Origin of the sequence: Gudongella oleilytica, assembly GCF_004101785.1 — a bacterium.
Lineage (GTDB): Bacteria > Bacillota > Clostridia > Tissierellales > Tissierellaceae > Gudongella > Gudongella oleilytica.
In genome coordinates, this window is sequence record NZ_CP035130.1 from 469,927 (window position 1) to 486,829 (window position 16,903).

Below are 16,903 nucleotides of genomic sequence, written 5' to 3' on the forward strand. Positions count from 1 at the left end.
CCCTCTTTTTTTGTGAAAAGGATGAGATGGATATGGATACCAAAGTAATTAATATCAACAGCACAGAGCCAGAGGAAGAGTTGATACAGGCAGCAGCAGCTTTAATAAGGGACGGTGAGCTTGTGGCATTCCCAACGGAGACAGTATACGGACTGGGCGCTGATGGACTCAATGAGGATGCAGTTAATAAGATATTTCTATCAAAGGGAAGACCTCAGGATAACCCATTGATACTTCACGTCGATTCTGTAGATATGCTGGAGCAGCTGGTAATGGAAATTCCATTTGCAGCAAGACTATGTATTGAGAAATTTTGGCCTGGACCTCTCACGATATTATTCAGACGAAGAGAGATAGTGCCAGATATAGTAACAGCAGGACTTGAAACCGTCGCCATCAGGATGCCAAGCCATCCCATAGCTCTTAGGCTCATTAGCTTAAGCGGAACACCGATAGCTGCACCCTCTGCAAACAGCTCAGGTAAGCCCAGCCCTACCAGGGCTGAGCACGTCCTTGAGGATATGGATGGCAAGATCCCAATGATAATTGACGGAGGTGAAACAGGCGTTGGTCTTGAATCCACCGTACTCGACCTTACCGGAGACAAGCCGATGATCCTGAGGCCGGGAGGAGTAACACTTGAGGATGTCAGGATGCTTCTTCCAAACGCAATTGTGGACCCTGCCTTGGGCCCATCAAACGAGGATATGGTCCCAAAATCCCCTGGTCAAAAGTACAGGCATTATGCGCCCAAGGCTCAGATGATCCTGGTTTCGGGGGAGAATAAAAAAATAGTTGACGAGATAAATCGATTGACAACAGAGGCTGTGCTTAAGGGCATGAAGGTAGGTATAATGTGCTGCACAGAAAACAAGGGCAGCTATTCTGCTCACATGGTGGCTGATATGGGGTCTTGTGTGGACAAGGAAACGATCGCCCACAACTTGTTTCATATCATAAGAGATCTGGACAGAACAAAGGTTGACCTAATAATTTGCGAGGCTGTAGGGGAGGATGAGATTGGACTTGCAATCATGAACAGACTCCTGAAGGCGGCAGGAGGAAAGCTTGTAAAGGTATAGGAGGTTCCTATGAAAGTATTGTTCGTATGCACCGGGAACACTTGCAGAAGCCCGATGGCAGAGGCATTGCTAAAAACTAAAGCGGAGGTTCTTGGTCTTCCAATCGAGGTAAAATCGGCAGGGATATTTGCCCTTGATGGCGACAGGGCAAGCAGAGGTGCCGTTGAGGCAATGAAGAATATTAAAAGCCTTGGTGAGCACAGGGCAAACATTCTTGATCTGGAGCTAATGAAATGGGCTGATTTGGTCCTGGTCATGACCCAATCCCAGTTATTCAGGATCTCAGAGCTTTATCCGGAGTTGAAAGATAAAGTATATCTTCTCAAATCATACGCTCTGGATCAGAATATAGATATCGAGGATCCATATGGAGGCCCTGTTTCACTGTATAAACGTGTAAGAGACGAATTAAACGAAGCAATAGATTCTATCATAGACAAAATCAAGGGATAAGGAGGGCTTAAATTGAAAATAGGTATTGGAAGTGACCATGGAGGCTTTGAACTGAAGGAAGAGCTTATAAAATTTATGGAGGAAAGACAAATCGAGGTAATCGACTACGGGACTCATTCCAGGGATTCGGTGGATTATCCGGATTATGGTAAGCTGGTGGCTGAGGCAGTTGTAGCAGGCGAGGTTGACAGGGCTGTAGTAATCTGCGGAACCGGGATTGGAATTTCCATATCTGCAAACAAGGTAAAGGGTATAAGATGTGCACTATGCGGAGATACCTATTCGGCCAGGATGAGCAGAGAGCATAATAATGCAAATATGCTTGCTCTGGGAGGAAGAGTTCTTGGAATCGGCCTTGCAACAGAGATCCTCATGGCATGGCTTGAGGGGCAGTTCCAGGGTGGAAGACATCAGATCCGGGTTGATAAAATTGGTGAAATTGAAGCCTGATTTGTGGTATAATATCAAAGATAAAATTTTGAGGGGAGCGATTTGATGTCTAAAGTTGTCGTAATGGACCATCCGTTGATAAAGCATAAAATCACAATGATAAGGGATAAAAACACTGGCTCAAAGGATTTCAGGGAGCTGGTAACAGAGATTTCCACGCTTATGGCCTACGAGGTCACAAGGGATTTTCCGCTGACAGAGGTAGAAATAGAAACTCCGATCACAAGGATGATGTCACCAGTCATAGCGGGAAAGAAAGTAGGCTTGGTTCCAATTCTTAGAGCCGGACTTGGTATGGTCGATGGAATGCTGAACCTTATACCAGCCGCTAAGGTGGGTCATATCGGTCTTTACAGAGACCCTGAAACCCTAAAGCCCGTTGAATATTACTGTAAGCTCCCCATGGATGTCAGTGAAAGAGACCTTATACTTCTTGACCCTATGCTCGCTACGGGAGGCTCAGCCATTGCGGCAATAGAGTTCCTGAAGAGAAGCGGAGCCCAAAGTATAAAGCTTGTGTGCCTTATTGCAGCACCAGAGGGCATCAAGGCTGTTCAGAATGCCGCTCCGGATGTGGACATCTACCTGGGTGCGATAGACGAGAAATTAAATGACCACGCCTATATAGTACCAGGACTTGGAGATGCGGGAGACAGATTGTTCGGCACAAAATAGGAACAAGGGCAGTTTCAGCTGCCTTTTTGTGCTTTTTGAAAGCAGATAGTCAAAAGTTTGACATAGTCCCGTTTCTTGGGTAGAATCTAATATAATAGTATATAGGGAGAATTCAGCACGATGGAAATACTAATCAAGCCTTTTTTAGTATCGGCATTGATTTCACTTGCCGCTACTCCAATAATTATAAAATTAGCTCCCAAAATAGGAGCTATGGATATCCCTAAGGATGAAAGAAGGGTACATTCAAAGCCGATGCCGTTGATCGGCGGCGTTGCAATGTATCTGGCCGTAATGATCTCCATGCTTTTGTTCCTTCCAGGATCAAGAGAGCTTTATGGTATAATGGCGGGTGGGACCGTTATTTTTGTTGCAGGTCTGAAGGACGACATGAAGGGCATGAGCCCCGTGGAAAAGCTCATCTTCCAGATAGCGGCAGCAGCTGTGGCGATATGGGGCGGTGTACAGATAGATTTCGTTACCAATCCATTGTCGTGGGGAGGTACTGTCATACCATTAAGCTGGATCGGGGTACCTGTTACTCTATTCTGGATAGTAGGGATCACAAACACTCTTAACCTAATAGATGGACTTGACGGACTTGCGGGAGGAGTGGCATTTATTTCCGCACTTTCCTTTACAGCAGTCGCTCTTAAGCTGGGAGTGCCCCAGATTGGGGCCCTGGCAGTGATGGTTGCTGGTGCATGTATAGGCTTTTTACCTTATAATTTCAATCCTGCAAAGATATTTATGGGGGATACCGGGGCATTATTTTTAGGATTTATGCTCGCTGTGATCTCAATAGAAGGAGTAATGAAAAGCGTTGCCACAATCGCTATGCTTGTGCCCATAATAATATTGGGAGTGCCTATATTCGACACAACTTTTGCTATATTCAGAAGAGTTTTGAGTGGACGCTCGATAATGTCTGCAGATAAGAACCATCTCCATCATAGATTACTCAAGAGAGGATTTTCACAAAGAAAGACTGTAATGATACTCTATGGGATATCTGGTATATTCGGGTTGTTTTCTGTTCTGGTATCCAGGGTCAACAGCAGGCAGGCAGTATATATGTCAGCACTTCTCTTTGTAGTAACGATCATTTATGCCGTAAAATTCGGCCTGTTCAAAACGACAAAGGACAGCAAGGAGGACGAGAAATGAAGGTAATGACAGTATTTGGGACAAGACCTGAAGGAGTCAAGATGGCTCCCATAATAAAAGAGCTTGAAAAGAGAGAGGGCATTGAGCAGGTAGTCTGCATCACTGCTCAGCACAGAGAGATGCTTGATCAGGTAACCGAGCTCTTCGGTATTGTACCACATTACGACCTTAATATATTTAAGCCAGGGCAAACCCTGACTGATATAACCGTCAACTCCCTCAAGGGTCTTGAAGATGTAATAAGAAAGGAGAACCCGGACGTTCTTCTGGTACAGGGAGATACAACGACAGTATTTGCAGGAGCTCTTGCTGCTTTCTATCAAAAGATCAGCATTGGACACGTCGAGGCAGGGTTAAGGAGCGGCAACCTGTATTCTCCTTACCCTGAGGAAGCAAACCGAAAGCTGGTGGGAGTGCTTGCGGATTTTCATTTTGCACCAACTGAGACTAATAGGGGAAATCTTCTTCGTGAAGGGTACCCTGATGATAAAATATATATCACAGGCAACACTGTAATTGATGCCTTGAAGTACGCGGTAAGAGACGAATACTCCTTCAGCGATGAGAGACTCAACCATTTGGACTTTATGAACAGAAAAGTAATTCTCCTGACAAGTCACAGGAGAGAGAATCTGGGAGAGCCCATGGAAAACGTATTCAAGGCAGTCAGAGATGCCATTGAAATGGTACCGGAGGCATTAGTTGTATTTCCAGTGCATCTAAACCCCAAGGTTAGAGAGATCGCAAACAGTATACTTGGAGACAACCCTTCAGTATATCTTACTGAACCAATGGATTATGAGCCATTCACTAACCTTATGGCAAGATGCTACATGGCTGTTACAGACTCAGGAGGTCTTCAGGAGGAAGCGCCGGCTCTCGGAAAGCCCGTACTTGTCATAAGAGAAGAGACAGAAAGGCCTGAAGGTATCCAGGCCGGGACAGCGAGGCTTGTGGGGACATCCTACGAAAATGTTTATACTAACCTTCTTCAGCTTTTGACTGACAAGGAAGCCTATTCCAAAATGGCTCATGCAGTCAATCCATATGGAGACGGTAATGCGTCAAAAAGAATTGTTGATATTTTAACGGATACCTTTATGGGTATGAGGTAAAATAGTCGGTAATAACTATTAATATAGATAATATAAGGGAGGTAACAAAAATGAAGCAGGCAGTAATAGTAAGTGCAGTAAGAACGCCGGTAGGAAGCTACGGCGGAGCATTCAAGGACGTAAGTGCAGTAGCACTTGGGACAACAGCAGTAAAGGCAGCCATGGAAAGAATAAACCTTGACCCTAAAATGGTAGACGAAGTGATCTATGGAAACGTCCTCCAGGCAGGCCAGGGACAAAACGTAGCAAGACAAGTTGCAATACACGCAGGCATCCCTGACTATGTCACCTCATACACAGTAAACAAGGTATGCGGCTCAGGACTAAAGACAGTAGCCCTTGCAGCACAGGCAATAAAAGCAGGAGACGCAGAAATAATAGTAGCAGGCGGAACAGAAAACATGAGCCAGGCGCCATATCTTTTGCCAAACAACAGATGGGGACAAAGAATGGGCAACGGACAGGTAATAGACTACATGGTAGCAGACGGCCTCACAGACATATTCAACAACTACCACATGGGAATAACAGCAGAAAACATAGTAGAAAAATACGGCCTCACAAGAGAAGAGCAGGATGAGCTGTCCTACAACTCACAAATAAGAGCAGAAAAAGCAATAAAAGAAGGCCGCTTCAAAGAAGAAATAGTACCGGTAATAATCCCCCAAAGAAAAGGCGACCCGGTAGTAGTAGACACAGACGAATATCCGAAATTCGGCACGACAATGGAGACCCTTGGCAAACTAAAGCCAGCATTTAAGAAAGATGGAACAGTAACAGCAGGAAATGCATCAGGAATAAACGACGGAGCAGCAGCCATAATAGTAATGAGCAAAGAAAAAGCAGAAGAACTCGGCTTAAAGATCCTGGCAGAAATAACAAGCTACGCATCAGGCGGAGTAGACCCTGCAATAATGGGAACAGGGCCAATACCAGCAAGCAAAAAAGCCCTTGAAAAAGCAGGCATGAAAATAGAAGACATAGACCTTGTAGAAGCAAACGAAGCCTTCGCGGCACAAGCCCTCTCAGTAGCAAAAGAACTAAACTTCGACATGGAAAAAGTAAACGTAAACGGAGGAGCCATAGCAATAGGCCACCCCATAGGAGCAAGTGGAGCAAGGATCCTCGTCACCCTTCTTCATGAAATGGAAAAGAGAGACGCAAAGAACGGCCTTGCAACCCTATGCATAGGAGGCGGACAAGGAATAGCCATGGTAGTGAAAAGATAATTCAAAATCCACAGTTCACAGTTCACAATTATCTTGTCATCCCGAACGAAAGTCGAGGGATCCAAATAAACAATGAACAATAAACAATGAACAATAAACAATGAACAATGAACAATGAACAATAAACAATGGAAAACAAGGATCCTTCACTACGTTCAGGATAACAGAAAGTGCCCACCCGGCATATAAGTAGTCATTCTGAGCGTAAGCGAAGAATCTTCCTGAATTGTTAACTGTCAATCGTCAATCGTCAATTCAGAGCTAAAACAGCCAATGATGGATCATCAAAGTCAAACCCAATACACACAAGAAAGCGAGGGAAATAAATGCACAAACAAATAACGATGGAGCAGGCAGTCGACATGGTAAAAGACGGCATGACCATAATGGTCGGCGGTTTTCTGGGCTGTGGCAATCCCCACAGGATAATAGACAAGCTCGTAGAAAAAGGAGTAAAAGACCTGACCCTGATCTGCAACGACACCTCCTTCCCCGAATTCGGAGTAGGTAAAATGGTAGTAAACAAACAATTCAAAAAGATAATGGCATCCCATATAGGGACAAACCCAGAGACAGGAAGACAAATGAACGAAAAAGAAACAGAAGTCATCCTGATACCCCAAGGCACCCTTGCAGAGCAGGTAAGAGCAGGAGGGGCAGGCCTTGGAGGAATACTGACCCCCACAGGAGTCGGGACAGTAGTAGAAGAAGGCAAACAAAAGATAGAGCTTGACGGAGTAGAATACCTTCTTGAAAGACCACTAAAAGCAGACATAGCAATAATAGCGGCACAGACAGCAGACAAATTCGGCAACCTCGTATACTTCGGGGCAACAAGAAACTTCAACCACCTCATGGCAACAGCAGCAGACATAGTAATAGCAGAGGTAGAAGAAATAGTAGAGGTAGGAGAACTGGATCCCAACCACGTAGTCACCCCCGGTATATTCGTAACACACCTTGTAAACGGAGGTGCAAACTAATGGATAAAAACATGATAAAAGAATTCATAGCAAAAAGAGTAGCAAGAATGCTAAAAGACGGAGACGTAGTAAACCTGGGGATAGGGATGCCAACCCTTGTAGCAAACTACCTTCCTGAAGGAGCCAACATATTCCTCCAGTCAGAAAACGGCTTCATAGGAGTAGGCCCGGCACCGGAGCAAGGCAAAGAAGACAAGAACATAGTAAATGCAGGAGGTCAATGCGTAACCATCCTACCCGGCGGAGTATTCTTCGACTCAGCAACCTCATTTGGCATCATAAGGGGAGGCCATGTAGACATGACAGTCCTTGGAGCCCTCCAGGTAGACGAGAAAGGGAACCTTGCCAACTGGATGATCCCAGGGAAAATGGTACCCGGAATGGGAGGAGCAATGGACCTTGTCACAGGAGCAAAGAAAGTAACCATAGCAATGGAGCACACAGCAAAGGGAGCGCCCAAGATCCTTAAAGAGTGCACCCTACCCCTGACAGCAGCCCACCAGGTAGACTATATAGTAACAGAGATGGGGTTCATGGAGGTTACAAAAGAAGGCATAGTCCTGAGAGAAATCAATCCGGAGTTCACAGTGGAAGAGGTACAGGCAGCCACAGAGGCTACTCTGATCATCCCTGAAGACATGAAGCAGATGGAAGTATAATATTATCAGCGAAGCATCCCTGAGCAAAGCAGGGGTGCTTTTTTGTTAATGCAAAAACTATCCAGTAATGATATAATGATGAGGTTAGAATTATGTCGACAGATAATTTTTATTGACTTATACGGCTCAGAGTATTAACTTAATGCATATGATTTAGGGGGAGATATTTTGGATAGGATCATGGTAGAGAAGAGCCCTCCATTAAAAGGAAATGTGAGGATAAGCGGTGCAAAAAACGCTGCGCTTCCCATACTTGCCGCATCACTGCTGGGGACAGAGGATATAATTCTTGAGGACGTTCCAAAGCTCAAGGATGTTGAGATAATGTGCGAGGTATTGACTTCGCTTGGAAGTAAGGTTGATTATCTGGATGAAGGAGTCATAAGAATAAATTCAGCAGGTATCAGTAATTATGAGACCAGCTATGAGCTTATGAGCAAAATGAGAGCCTCATTCCTTGTCATGGGCCCGCTGCTTACGAGAATGGGAAAGACAAAGAACTCAATGCCCGGTGGCTGTGCTATCGGTACAAGGCCAATAGACCTCCATCTTAAGGGCTTTAGGGCGCTTGGTGCTACCATTGATATTGATCATGGGAATATAGGTGCCTATACTGAGAAGCTTGTAGGAGATAAGATATACCTGGATTTCCCTTCAGTTGGTGCAACGGAAAATATAATGATGGCTGCTACTATGGCAGAGGGAGAGACGATAATTGACAATGCGGCAATGGAGCCTGAAATAGTCGACCTTTCCAATTTTCTCAATAAGCTTGGTGCAGATATTAAGGGAGCAGGGACCTCAACGATAAGGATCAAGGGAGTAAAAAAGCTGGGTGGAGCAAGGCATTCCATCATCCCGGACAGGATAGAAGCCGGAACCTTTATGGTTGCAGCTGCGATAACAGGCGGTGACGTTGTAATTGAAAACGTTATTAACAGCCATGTGAAGCCAATTATAGCAAAGCTAAAGGAAGCTGGGTGTACAGTTGAGGAAGGTATCGACAGCATCAGAGTAATCGGGAATAGCGAACTTAAAGCAATTGATATAAAAACGCTTCCATATCCAGGATTCCCTACCGATATGCAGGCTCAATTCATGGCTCTGATGACTATTCTTAAAGGTACCAGTATGGTTATCGAAACTGTGTTTGAAAACAGGTTCATGCATGTGGATGAGCTTAAGAAAATGGGAGCTGACATCAAAATAGACGACAGGTCAGCTATAATAAAAGGGATCAAGCAGCTTAAGGGAGCAGTAGTAAAGGCATCGGACCTTCGAGCTGGAGCAGCGCTTGTTCTCGGAGGGCTTGTGGCAGATGGAATAACTGAGATAGAAAATGTATATCACATTGACAGAGGGTATGACGGGATAGAAGCGAAATTTACAGGATTAGGTGCCGTTATCTACAGAAAGAATGATTAAATAAGACAGAATAAGCATTTTTTAAGATTTGGTCTTGATAATGACAAAAGGATTAAGTATAGTTATTGTTAGGACCTTTATTTTACACACTTTAATAGGAAAATTCCGGCAAAGGAGGATATGCATGAGCGCTTTGAGAGCAGACGTAGGTATAGATCTTGGTACAGCCAGCGTATTGGTATACATCAAGGGAAAGGGCATTGTTTTGAAGGAGCCATCCGTTGTTGCAATAGACCAGTACACCAACAAATTTCTTGCTGTAGGAGAGGAAGCCAGAATGATGTTAGGAAGAACTCCTGGCAATATAGTGGCTGTAAGACCCTTAAAGGATGGGGTCATTTCTGACTACAGCATCACTGAAAGGATGCTGAAATATTTCATTCAAAAAGCACTCGGAAGGATGTGGCTCAAGCCTCGAATCATCATATGCGTTCCCAGTGGGATAACTGAGGTAGAGAAGAGAGCTGTAATGGAAGCAAGCAATGAAGCAGGCGCCAGCAAAACCTACCTGATCGAAGAGCCTATTGCAGCAGCTATTGGTGCAGGTCTTGACATTACTCTGCCAAACGGGAATATGATAGTAGACATTGGCGGAGGAACCTCAGATGTTGCCGTTATATCACTTGGTGGAATAGTCGTAAGCAAATCCATTAAAACTGCCGGAGATGAATGTGACGAAGCTATAATAAGATACATCAGAAAGAGATACAATATGATGATAGGCGAGAGGTCTGCAGAAGCCTTAAAGGTCGAAATCGGCTGCGCATATCCATTTGAAGAAGAAAAGTTTATGGAAATAAAGGGAAGAAACCTTCTTACAGGCTTACCTATAACGGTTAAAGTTTCATCAAACGACATGCTGGACGCACTTGCAGAGCCGGTCAATGAGATCCTGGAAGCTGTACATGAGGTCCTTGAAAAAACCCCGCCTGAATTGTCTTCAGACATAAGCAATGTAGGTATCTATCTAACAGGCGGCGGTGCAATGCTTAATGGCCTCGACAGGCTAATAGAAGAGAAGACAGGTATTCCTACACGTCTTGCTGACAATGCAGTGGAATGTGTAGCTATAGGAACGGGGAAATCACTTGACTCACTTGCATATCTGGAGAAGAGCATGAAGGATAGCGAAAGATCAAAATTCAACAGGTAATTAAAGCCACTGCATGATCGCAGTGGCTTCTGTTTATCTATAAACCAAATGGTTTTACAAGTTGAAATCCAGAATTTTTTCCATCGATTGCAAGCTCAAAGTAAGAATATCCGGATAGCTCATAAGGAGTTGAAGCCTTTGTGCCTGTCAACTCTATATATCTTACTCCATCTCTGAGTTGCGAGGTATTTTTTGAACCGGATTGGACCACATATACATTTTTACCGGACTCAGCTGCTTCAACCAATAGATTATGAAGAAGCGAGGCCTCCATTGAATCGCTAAAGCTTGAAATTGTCCTGTTGACGACAAGCACAAGATTTTTATCTTCAGCATTTATATCCTTTATAAGTCGCATCCACTGGCTGCTGTCCTGCGCTCTTATGCCCTCGGAATTGGACTGGAGTGTTATGACTGCAAGCTCTCCTTCCCTATGGACCCCATACACAGACCCTCCTGACAAAACTCTGCTGTGAGAGATAGAAGACTTGAATCCTTGACTCATATTCCCCAATTGAACTCCTGTATTAGCTCCGTTTAGCCTTTGTATAAGACCGGTAAGTCTGGAGGAGGATACGATCCTTGAGAAGAGTGTGTTTCCTGATATGGCAGGTTCCGAATATACCACCAGTCTGTACCCACCCTGGACCGATTTCTCAAGAGGATCCTGCACCTTGGTGTTAATTGTTGCTTCTGCATCATTAAATGGTGTAGGTGTTTGCACAGTAAGCGCATCGATCAAAATTCTGCCCAAAGGAAATTTTTGTTCATTGACCTCTGCCACGTATACTCTCTGCAGACTTACTGGATAAGCAACTCCGTCAGGCACGGACGCTTCCAGTTGCCTCCAGCCAGTAAAGTCTATTGCCTTGGAGAAATCGATCACATGACTTTTTCCTGCCGAGTCTATTAGAGTTCCTCTCAGCCAGGTCCCAGAAGAATCTCCATTGACCATTAGTCCAATTCTTACCGGGGATCCCGGAAGCGAAATCCCATTAGGTGAATTCATGAATTCAACATAAGCAGCCCTTGTTCCTTCTCCAATTGACAAATCGTAAGAAAGCTCAATGCTGGTTCTTCCGTCGACAGCCTCCATTGATGGTAAAGCAGAGCCGATCACAGTAGCAGGATACCCCGAAAACCTGAAGCTTATACCATCTTCAAAGGAAGTCACCGGTATCGTCTGAGAACCTACTGATACCCTTATAGTTTTAACGGCATCACCAGCTTTTAATATTAAAGATCCTGCGCCTATATTCCTGGAAGCATAGAATATGCCTTCCTTAAATTCGCCGACACCGCCAGTTACGGATACTGATACATTGGAATAGGACAGCTCGCCTGAATACCCTGATTTATCTAACCCAACCAGCTTACCAATATTTCTCGAGCCGCCAACAGCCACATTAAAGCTGTCCACATCAGTTTCTATCTCAACCACATTGGACAGTACTTTTACATCCACTTCGCCGGAAACTCCCTGATAGGTAGCAGTAAGCTTTGCCACTCCTGAGGTTTCTGCGTAAAAGGAGCCATTACTAACCCTTCCAGCCGCTCCGGAGACCCTCCACCTGACATCAGAGGGGTCTGTAACTAAAAGATTATGATATTGATCGTATACCTTCACAGTTAAGGCAGCAGATTCGCCAACGAAAACACTGGGTTTCTGCGAAACTATTTCAATCCGGTCAACCATGCCCATTGGAGCTGAACTGAATACTCCGACTCCGTTTACGACAAGCCGTTGGGTTCCCTCGCTGGGCTTATTCACCACAACGGATTTACCTTCACCATTGGGCTTGACCACCATCGTGGTAGAACCTCCACCATCCAGGTTCACTCCGTTCCAGGCACCCAGATCTTTAAGTATTGCTCCGAACATTTCCTGGGAGACACCCTTGAATGAGCTGTCCCGACCATCAATAGTCACAAGGATGATCTCTTTGCCGTCCTTACTTATCCCTATCCCTGTTCTTGGATGATTCCCGGACACAACAACATCAGTATTTGTGACCTGTCCATCCTTAAGAATTATTCCTCCTGCTCCTATGGCAAACTGAAGACTCCTCAAATCAGGAGTAATACTTATATCCAGCTGTACTCTGTCTCCTGGCTGGAAGTCATTTACCCATGAGCTTCTTGACGATATGACGAATGAATTCTCATCGAGAGGAATATCAAATGGAGCTCCACCGGTCCTTTTATCTGCAACAACATCATTTATCACCAGAAATTCTGTCAGATCCTGGTGGAATCTGTTTCCGATCGATTTTGGACCCCAATGGGAATTAAACATCATAATAGTATCAAAGTTTGTTGAAACCTTGTTTATGGTGGTGACAGGCAGCTGATAACCAGACCGCCAGTTGGTAAGAGTAATTTTGGTAGTAAAGTAATCAACAAAGGCTTCATTATCCATAAGATAGAATACAGGGAGGTGATTTGGTGAGGATATTATTCTTCCTTCGTCCACCAATGCACCGAGCGAATTAGGTATAGGCTGGAAGTTGTAGAAGTCGCCATTGATCCCGGCGATAGCATTCTTTTTCTCAACCATTCCACCAATGCTGTCTCTCGAGGAGAGTCCGGCTGGGTTGAAGAGGCTCCCTACACTGGTATATTTATCGGTCAGATCGACCCTCAATACATTTATGTTCCACCATCCACTGGTTGTGAACCTCTGATGATTTTCATGAACAACTCCAGGTGATATTTGTGATTCATCGATTGTTTCGTGTATCTTCTCCGGCAGCTGTATATTTGCAGCCTCTGAAACAGAGACAGGACTTAGCCATAAAATTGCGGCTATCAGCATAATCAAGACTGTTGTTTTTCTTATTCTCATATCGTTCCCCTTTCTTATGTCCGTAGTTATGACTATTATATAATGAAGGGGGGTCAAAGGGGTTACAATAACATTACGAATGTGTTACAGGGATTCATAAACGGTATGCGGTAGGCGATAGCGTTAGTAAAACTGGCCTTTGACTGATAACATTATTTGTGCCAAAAAGGCTATACCATCGTGACAGAATAAGGTGATCACTTGATTTCGATTGCTGGGAGCTTTTTCGAAATATATAATTACAATGTAAGTGCAAAATAAGCAGCTTTACAGCAAACACAATAAAGAAATGGGGAGATAAAATGTATTGTACAAAATGCGGAAGTGAATTGAAAGGGAATGAAAGCTTTTGTACCGAATGTGGTGCACCATTACAAACTAAGTCCTCCGGTCGATCTGCTTCAATGCAAGTAAAAATAGGCTACTCTGATCGGATAAGTGACCCTGCTTTTTCAAAATATCTTAAGAATACAAGCCGCTGGTCGTTTATATTCTCATTAATATTGGCATTAATTGCAATAATTGGATTTTACATATACGGAGAGACCAGTAATGAGATGGATAATCCTCAGGCTCTTTACATAGGTTTCGGGATAGCTGGAATGTTCCTCCTTATATCACTTTATTCTACATTATCAAGGAAGAGGAGCAAGACCTGGGATGGAGTAGTAGTAGACAAGGAGATCATGAAGAAAAGCCGCCAACAAAGCACAGGCAGTGGAAAGAATGACTATTATATCCATTATTATACAGAATACTCGGTAACGATTCGGGAGGATAAAAGCGGGAAGACCCACAAGCTTACAGCTGAGGATGATGACACACAATATAATTACTATAATATCGGAGATAAGGTACGTCATCATGGAGGGTTAAACTCATACGAGAAATATGACAAGTCTAACGATGATATAATTTTTTGCAATGCATGTGCAACACTTTGTGATATTAAGGACGATACCTGTTGGCGTTGTAGTACCCCACTGCTGAAATAGAGGAGGAATAGAAATGTCTAAATTTTGTGGTTCTTGTGGTGCTCCTTTAGATATTGATGACAAATTTTGTGGTTCCTGTGGCTCTAAAATCGAGGGAAATAAACAAATGATTGATATGTCTAAGGATAAGGCAGTCAGACTATCAAAGCCTGAGAAGAAACCCCGGAAAAGAGGGATGTTTTCTTTACTGGCGCTCATAGTAGTCTTTGCATTGGGTATTGGATCTATACCCGGAATATTAGGCGAGGATAAGATCAAACCAGTCAAAGTCCAAAGAGGACCGGAACCCCTTGCAGCACAGACTTCAAGTGAAGCTTCTGCTATAGCCTTAAAACAGTACATATATGCAAGGATAAAAACAGAAGAGTTTGAGAAGGCTGTTCTGGATAAGGCATCTATTCCTGAACTCAAAATCATATCAGAAAGCACTGCTCGAGCATGGGAAGACGCTATGGTTTATGCCTCTGTAGCAGAGGAAATCAATATCCAGGCGATAGAGGTTTTGGAATCGAAAATAATCAGTAGAACTAAGATACTAAATGCCTTTCAGTCGCAGCTTATGTTTACAGCTGCTGCACCGGTGCGTTACCAAACATTCACTCTAACACCGATCGTTCCAAAGGAAATCGACCCCAAGACATGGGCTGAAAGCTTAACCAAGAAATTTGATTCAACCAAAGGTGCCAGGAGATATAACCAATTAGCCCAACAGCTTGGAACTGACGCAAAGGCTGCATATGAGCAAATGCAGCTAGCCCAACAGATAATCAATAACGAGGCGACTGAAGATGCCGCATTCTGGGACAAGTTGACCCAGGCAGCTCAGGTCACAAAGACAGCATGTAAGGTAGGATTATTAGGTATATCAATGATTGGAACTGGAGGAGGCAGCGTTGCACTACTGGAAGGAGCAGGTCTTTTGGTCGGAGGGGTCGACTGTATAGTAGATGTTGCTGAAACTGGGAGTACCATAATCCTTGGAGATGGAAACCAGGTAGCTGTAGCGTTTGGTGATATAAAGGAAAAGATGGGACCAGTATCATCTTTGGTTGGCCTTGTAACCTTGAATCCGTCAGGAATCGGCAAGGCTGCAAAGGATACCACGGAGGCATTGGTCTATGTCAGTGATTCACTTGTGGATCTATTCTTCGAGGACAAGGTCATGGGAATCAAAGTAGAGGGGGTTTCCAATCACGTTATTTCAATTACCAGTGAAGTAGTCAGGGCTGGTACAGAAGAAACTCTAAGGGATATCGGTCTCAAATGGCCATTGGATAATGATGTTAAAGCGATAGCAGATATTCTGATGGGTTGGAAACCAGATAAGGATGTTACTGTTGCACGACTGGATGCATTGGCACAACAAAGTGCCGCAATTTATGAAAATCCTGAGCTTTATAATAATACTGCTGATAGCGGACTGGAGAAAATACCCGAGGAGGAATTGGAAGAGTGGGAAGCTGCTTTGGCAGATCGTGAAGTTGATTCTACAGATACAGACGCTCCGGTTACAGCTACAGATAAATCCTCATCCAACATTTCTGGAACATATACATGCGACATAAGTGGTCAGTTTATAAATGAGAGCCTGTCAATTACCATAAAGGATAATGGTGACGGAACTGCTGTAGTCACCAATTTTGATCTTTGGGATATGGGCAGTGAGAGCTTTCCTGCTCGGTACAACTCAGATACCGGTAAGTTTTTCTTTGATATATTTGAAGCAGATTTCATTAAAACCGGGGGAAGCTTTACAGCCACCGGTGAGCTTTATGTGGAGGGTCAGAAGCACGTTGTCAGCCTTCGATAGTTTTATTCGGCAGAGAATAATTTACAACATCTTCAATTACCAACATCAATAAGAAAGAGGTGAAAAACATGGATCAGAAGCTTGAATGGATGATAAGCGTACCCATATTCAGAAACAGAGTCATACTTAAACAGCTTGGCCTGGCTATTGGGATCCCCTTCGGGGCAGTAATCATATTTTTGATCGTCTCAACCAAAGAAATCAAGTACCTGATGTATTCTCTTGGTCTTATAGCACTTTTATTCCTAATGACATATATATACATCATGGTTATATATAAAGGAGCCTACAAGATGGAGTTCATTCTGGATGACAAGGGTGTGCTGGCAAGCACACAAGCTGATGAGTTTAGGAAGAACACAAGAATGAATGTCCTTACAATGCTGCTTGGGACATTGACCGGCAAGCCAGCCGCTGCAGGTGCTGGCATGCTTGCCCAATCAAGACAGCGGGTTTTTATAAAGTGGAGCGATGTAACAGGCGTGAAATATAAGCCCAACAGCAATACTATTTTACTCAAGTCTGGCTGGACAGAAAGCATAGCAATTTTCTGCACCGATAAACTATATGATGAAGTAAGTAGAAAGGTGGAGAAGCATATAACAAACAACTCCGTCTCCGGCCATGCGCAAAAGCGATAAAATCGGGTGAAAAATATTAATAGATCCAAATAATATCAAGTGCCTTTTTTAGGAAGGGATGCACTATGACTGTAGATGCTTTAATTTTAGCTGCAGGACTGTCCTCAGGGACATACCCGGAGAATAAGCTGATGCTGAGGATCGACGGTAAGACATTGATAGAAAAGTGACAGTAGATAGTCTACAGGATATTTATTATCCCAGGTGATTGTCCCATTGCA

General features: G+C 43.9%; 15 protein-coding genes and 1 pseudogene. 15 read left to right on the top strand and 1 reads right to left on the bottom strand.

What is annotated here, in order from left to right; genetic code table 11:
- Positions 1-32 precede the first annotated feature (32 nt).
- The 11 genes from EC328_RS02150 to mreB all read left to right on the top strand — a co-directional run bounded on the left by EC328_RS02150 (position 33) and on the right by mreB (position 10,391).
- Positions 33-1,082 carry an L-threonylcarbamoyladenylate synthase gene (locus tag EC328_RS02150; protein ID WP_128425282.1) on the top strand — a complete coding sequence of 350 codons (1,050 nt, stop codon included), beginning with the start codon at positions 33-35 and terminating at the stop codon, positions 1,080-1,082.
- Positions 1,083-1,091: 9 nt separating this feature from the next.
- Positions 1,092-1,535, top strand: a complete 444-nt coding sequence (locus EC328_RS02155) for a low molecular weight protein arginine phosphatase (RefSeq protein ID WP_128425283.1) — start codon at positions 1,092-1,094, stop codon at positions 1,533-1,535.
- Positions 1,536-1,547: 12 nt separating this feature from the next.
- Positions 1,548-1,985, top strand: coding sequence for a ribose 5-phosphate isomerase B (gene rpiB / locus EC328_RS02160; protein ID WP_128425284.1), 438 nt, complete (start codon positions 1,548-1,550; stop codon positions 1,983-1,985).
- Positions 1,986-2,030: 45 nt separating this feature from the next.
- Positions 2,031-2,660 (top strand): uracil phosphoribosyltransferase, encoded by a 630-nt coding sequence (upp, locus tag EC328_RS02165; protein ID WP_128425285.1) that lies wholly within the window; start codon positions 2,031-2,033, stop codon positions 2,658-2,660.
- A 120-nt stretch (positions 2,661-2,780) separates the two neighbouring features.
- Positions 2,781-3,827, top strand: coding sequence for a glycosyltransferase family 4 protein (locus tag EC328_RS02170; RefSeq protein ID WP_128425286.1), 1,047 nt, complete (start codon positions 2,781-2,783; stop codon positions 3,825-3,827).
- Positions 3,824-4,942, top strand: coding sequence for a non-hydrolyzing UDP-N-acetylglucosamine 2-epimerase (gene wecB, locus EC328_RS02175; RefSeq protein WP_128425287.1), 1,119 nt, complete (start codon positions 3,824-3,826; stop codon positions 4,940-4,942). The genes EC328_RS02170 and wecB overlap by 4 nt, the downstream gene beginning before the upstream one ends.
- 50 nt (positions 4,943-4,992) lie before the next feature.
- The gene (locus EC328_RS02180) at positions 4,993-6,171 is read left to right on the top strand and encodes an acetyl-CoA C-acetyltransferase (protein WP_128424906.1); all 1,179 of its coding nucleotides are present in this window, start codon (positions 4,993-4,995) and stop codon (positions 6,169-6,171) included.
- A gap of 326 nt (positions 6,172-6,497) precedes the next feature.
- Positions 6,498-7,154, top strand: a complete 657-nt coding sequence (gene atoD / locus EC328_RS02185; RefSeq protein ID WP_128424907.1) for an acetate CoA-transferase subunit alpha — start codon at positions 6,498-6,500, stop codon at positions 7,152-7,154.
- On the top strand, positions 7,154-7,813 hold the full coding sequence (locus tag EC328_RS02190; RefSeq protein ID WP_128424908.1) for a 3-oxoacid CoA-transferase subunit B: 660 nt from the start codon (positions 7,154-7,156) through the stop codon (positions 7,811-7,813). The genes atoD and EC328_RS02190 overlap by 1 nt, the downstream gene beginning before the upstream one ends.
- 168 nt (positions 7,814-7,981) lie before the next feature.
- A complete protein-coding gene (gene murA, locus EC328_RS02195) occupies positions 7,982-9,238 on the top strand; it encodes a UDP-N-acetylglucosamine 1-carboxyvinyltransferase (protein WP_128425288.1) in 1,257 nt (418 codons plus the stop codon).
- Between the two features lie 124 nt (positions 9,239-9,362).
- Positions 9,363-10,391 (top strand): rod shape-determining protein, encoded by a 1,029-nt coding sequence (gene mreB, locus EC328_RS02200; RefSeq protein ID WP_128425289.1) that lies wholly within the window; start codon positions 9,363-9,365, stop codon positions 10,389-10,391.
- A gap of 37 nt (positions 10,392-10,428) precedes the next feature.
- On the opposite strand, the gene EC328_RS02205 is transcribed toward mreB, so the two are convergent.
- The gene (locus tag EC328_RS02205; RefSeq protein WP_128425290.1) at positions 10,429-13,236 is read right to left on the bottom strand and encodes a phosphodiester glycosidase family protein; all 2,808 of its coding nucleotides are present in this window, start codon (positions 13,234-13,236) and stop codon (positions 10,429-10,431) included.
- A 302-nt stretch (positions 13,237-13,538) separates the two neighbouring features.
- Between EC328_RS02205 and EC328_RS11900 the strand changes: the two are divergent.
- The 4 genes and pseudogenes from EC328_RS11900 to EC328_RS02220 all read left to right on the top strand — a co-directional run.
- Positions 13,539-13,604, top strand: a pseudogene (locus EC328_RS11900) (zinc-ribbon domain-containing protein); the annotation flags it as partial.
- Positions 13,605-13,640: 36 nt separating this feature from the next.
- Positions 13,641-14,231 (top strand): hypothetical protein, encoded by a 591-nt coding sequence (locus tag EC328_RS02210; protein ID WP_240671508.1) that lies wholly within the window; start codon positions 13,641-13,643, stop codon positions 14,229-14,231.
- A gap of 13 nt (positions 14,232-14,244) precedes the next feature.
- Complete coding sequence (locus tag EC328_RS02215) at positions 14,245-16,041, top strand: zinc ribbon domain-containing protein (RefSeq protein ID WP_128425292.1); 1,797 nt, start codon at positions 14,245-14,247, stop codon at positions 16,039-16,041.
- Positions 16,042-16,109: 68 nt separating this feature from the next.
- The gene (locus tag EC328_RS02220; protein WP_128425293.1) at positions 16,110-16,682 is read left to right on the top strand and encodes a hypothetical protein; all 573 of its coding nucleotides are present in this window, start codon (positions 16,110-16,112) and stop codon (positions 16,680-16,682) included.
- Positions 16,683-16,903 lie beyond the last annotated feature (221 nt).

What these genes read in the sequence shown, in the direction of transcription:
- EC328_RS02180 (WP_128424906.1), top strand. Translation starts at nt 4,993, where the DNA reads ATGAAGCAGGCAGTAATAGTAAGTGCAGTAAGAACGCCGGTAGGAAGC.
- EC328_RS02215 (WP_128425292.1), top strand. Translation starts at nt 14,245, where the DNA reads ATGTCTAAATTTTGTGGTTCTTGTGGTGCTCCTTTAGATATTGATGAC.
- upp (WP_128425285.1), top strand. Translation starts at nt 2,031, where the DNA reads ATGTCTAAAGTTGTCGTAATGGACCATCCGTTGATAAAGCATAAAATC.
- EC328_RS02155 (WP_128425283.1), top strand. Translation starts at nt 1,092, where the DNA reads ATGAAAGTATTGTTCGTATGCACCGGGAACACTTGCAGAAGCCCGATG.
- mreB (WP_128425289.1), top strand. Translation starts at nt 9,363, where the DNA reads ATGAGCGCTTTGAGAGCAGACGTAGGTATAGATCTTGGTACAGCCAGC.
- EC328_RS02150 (WP_128425282.1), top strand. Translation starts at nt 33, where the DNA reads ATGGATACCAAAGTAATTAATATCAACAGCACAGAGCCAGAGGAAGAG.
- EC328_RS02210 (WP_240671508.1), top strand. Translation starts at nt 13,641, where the DNA reads ATGCAAGTAAAAATAGGCTACTCTGATCGGATAAGTGACCCTGCTTTT.
- EC328_RS02205 (WP_128425290.1), bottom strand. Translation starts at nt 13,236, where the DNA reads ATGAGAATAAGAAAAACAACAGTCTTGATTATGCTGATAGCCGCAATT.
- EC328_RS02170 (WP_128425286.1), top strand. Translation starts at nt 2,781, where the DNA reads ATGGAAATACTAATCAAGCCTTTTTTAGTATCGGCATTGATTTCACTT.
- EC328_RS02190 (WP_128424908.1), top strand. Translation starts at nt 7,154, where the DNA reads ATGGATAAAAACATGATAAAAGAATTCATAGCAAAAAGAGTAGCAAGA.
- atoD (WP_128424907.1), top strand. Translation starts at nt 6,498, where the DNA reads ATGCACAAACAAATAACGATGGAGCAGGCAGTCGACATGGTAAAAGAC.
- EC328_RS02220 (WP_128425293.1), top strand. Translation starts at nt 16,110, where the DNA reads ATGGATCAGAAGCTTGAATGGATGATAAGCGTACCCATATTCAGAAAC.
- wecB (WP_128425287.1), top strand. Translation starts at nt 3,824, where the DNA reads ATGAAGGTAATGACAGTATTTGGGACAAGACCTGAAGGAGTCAAGATG.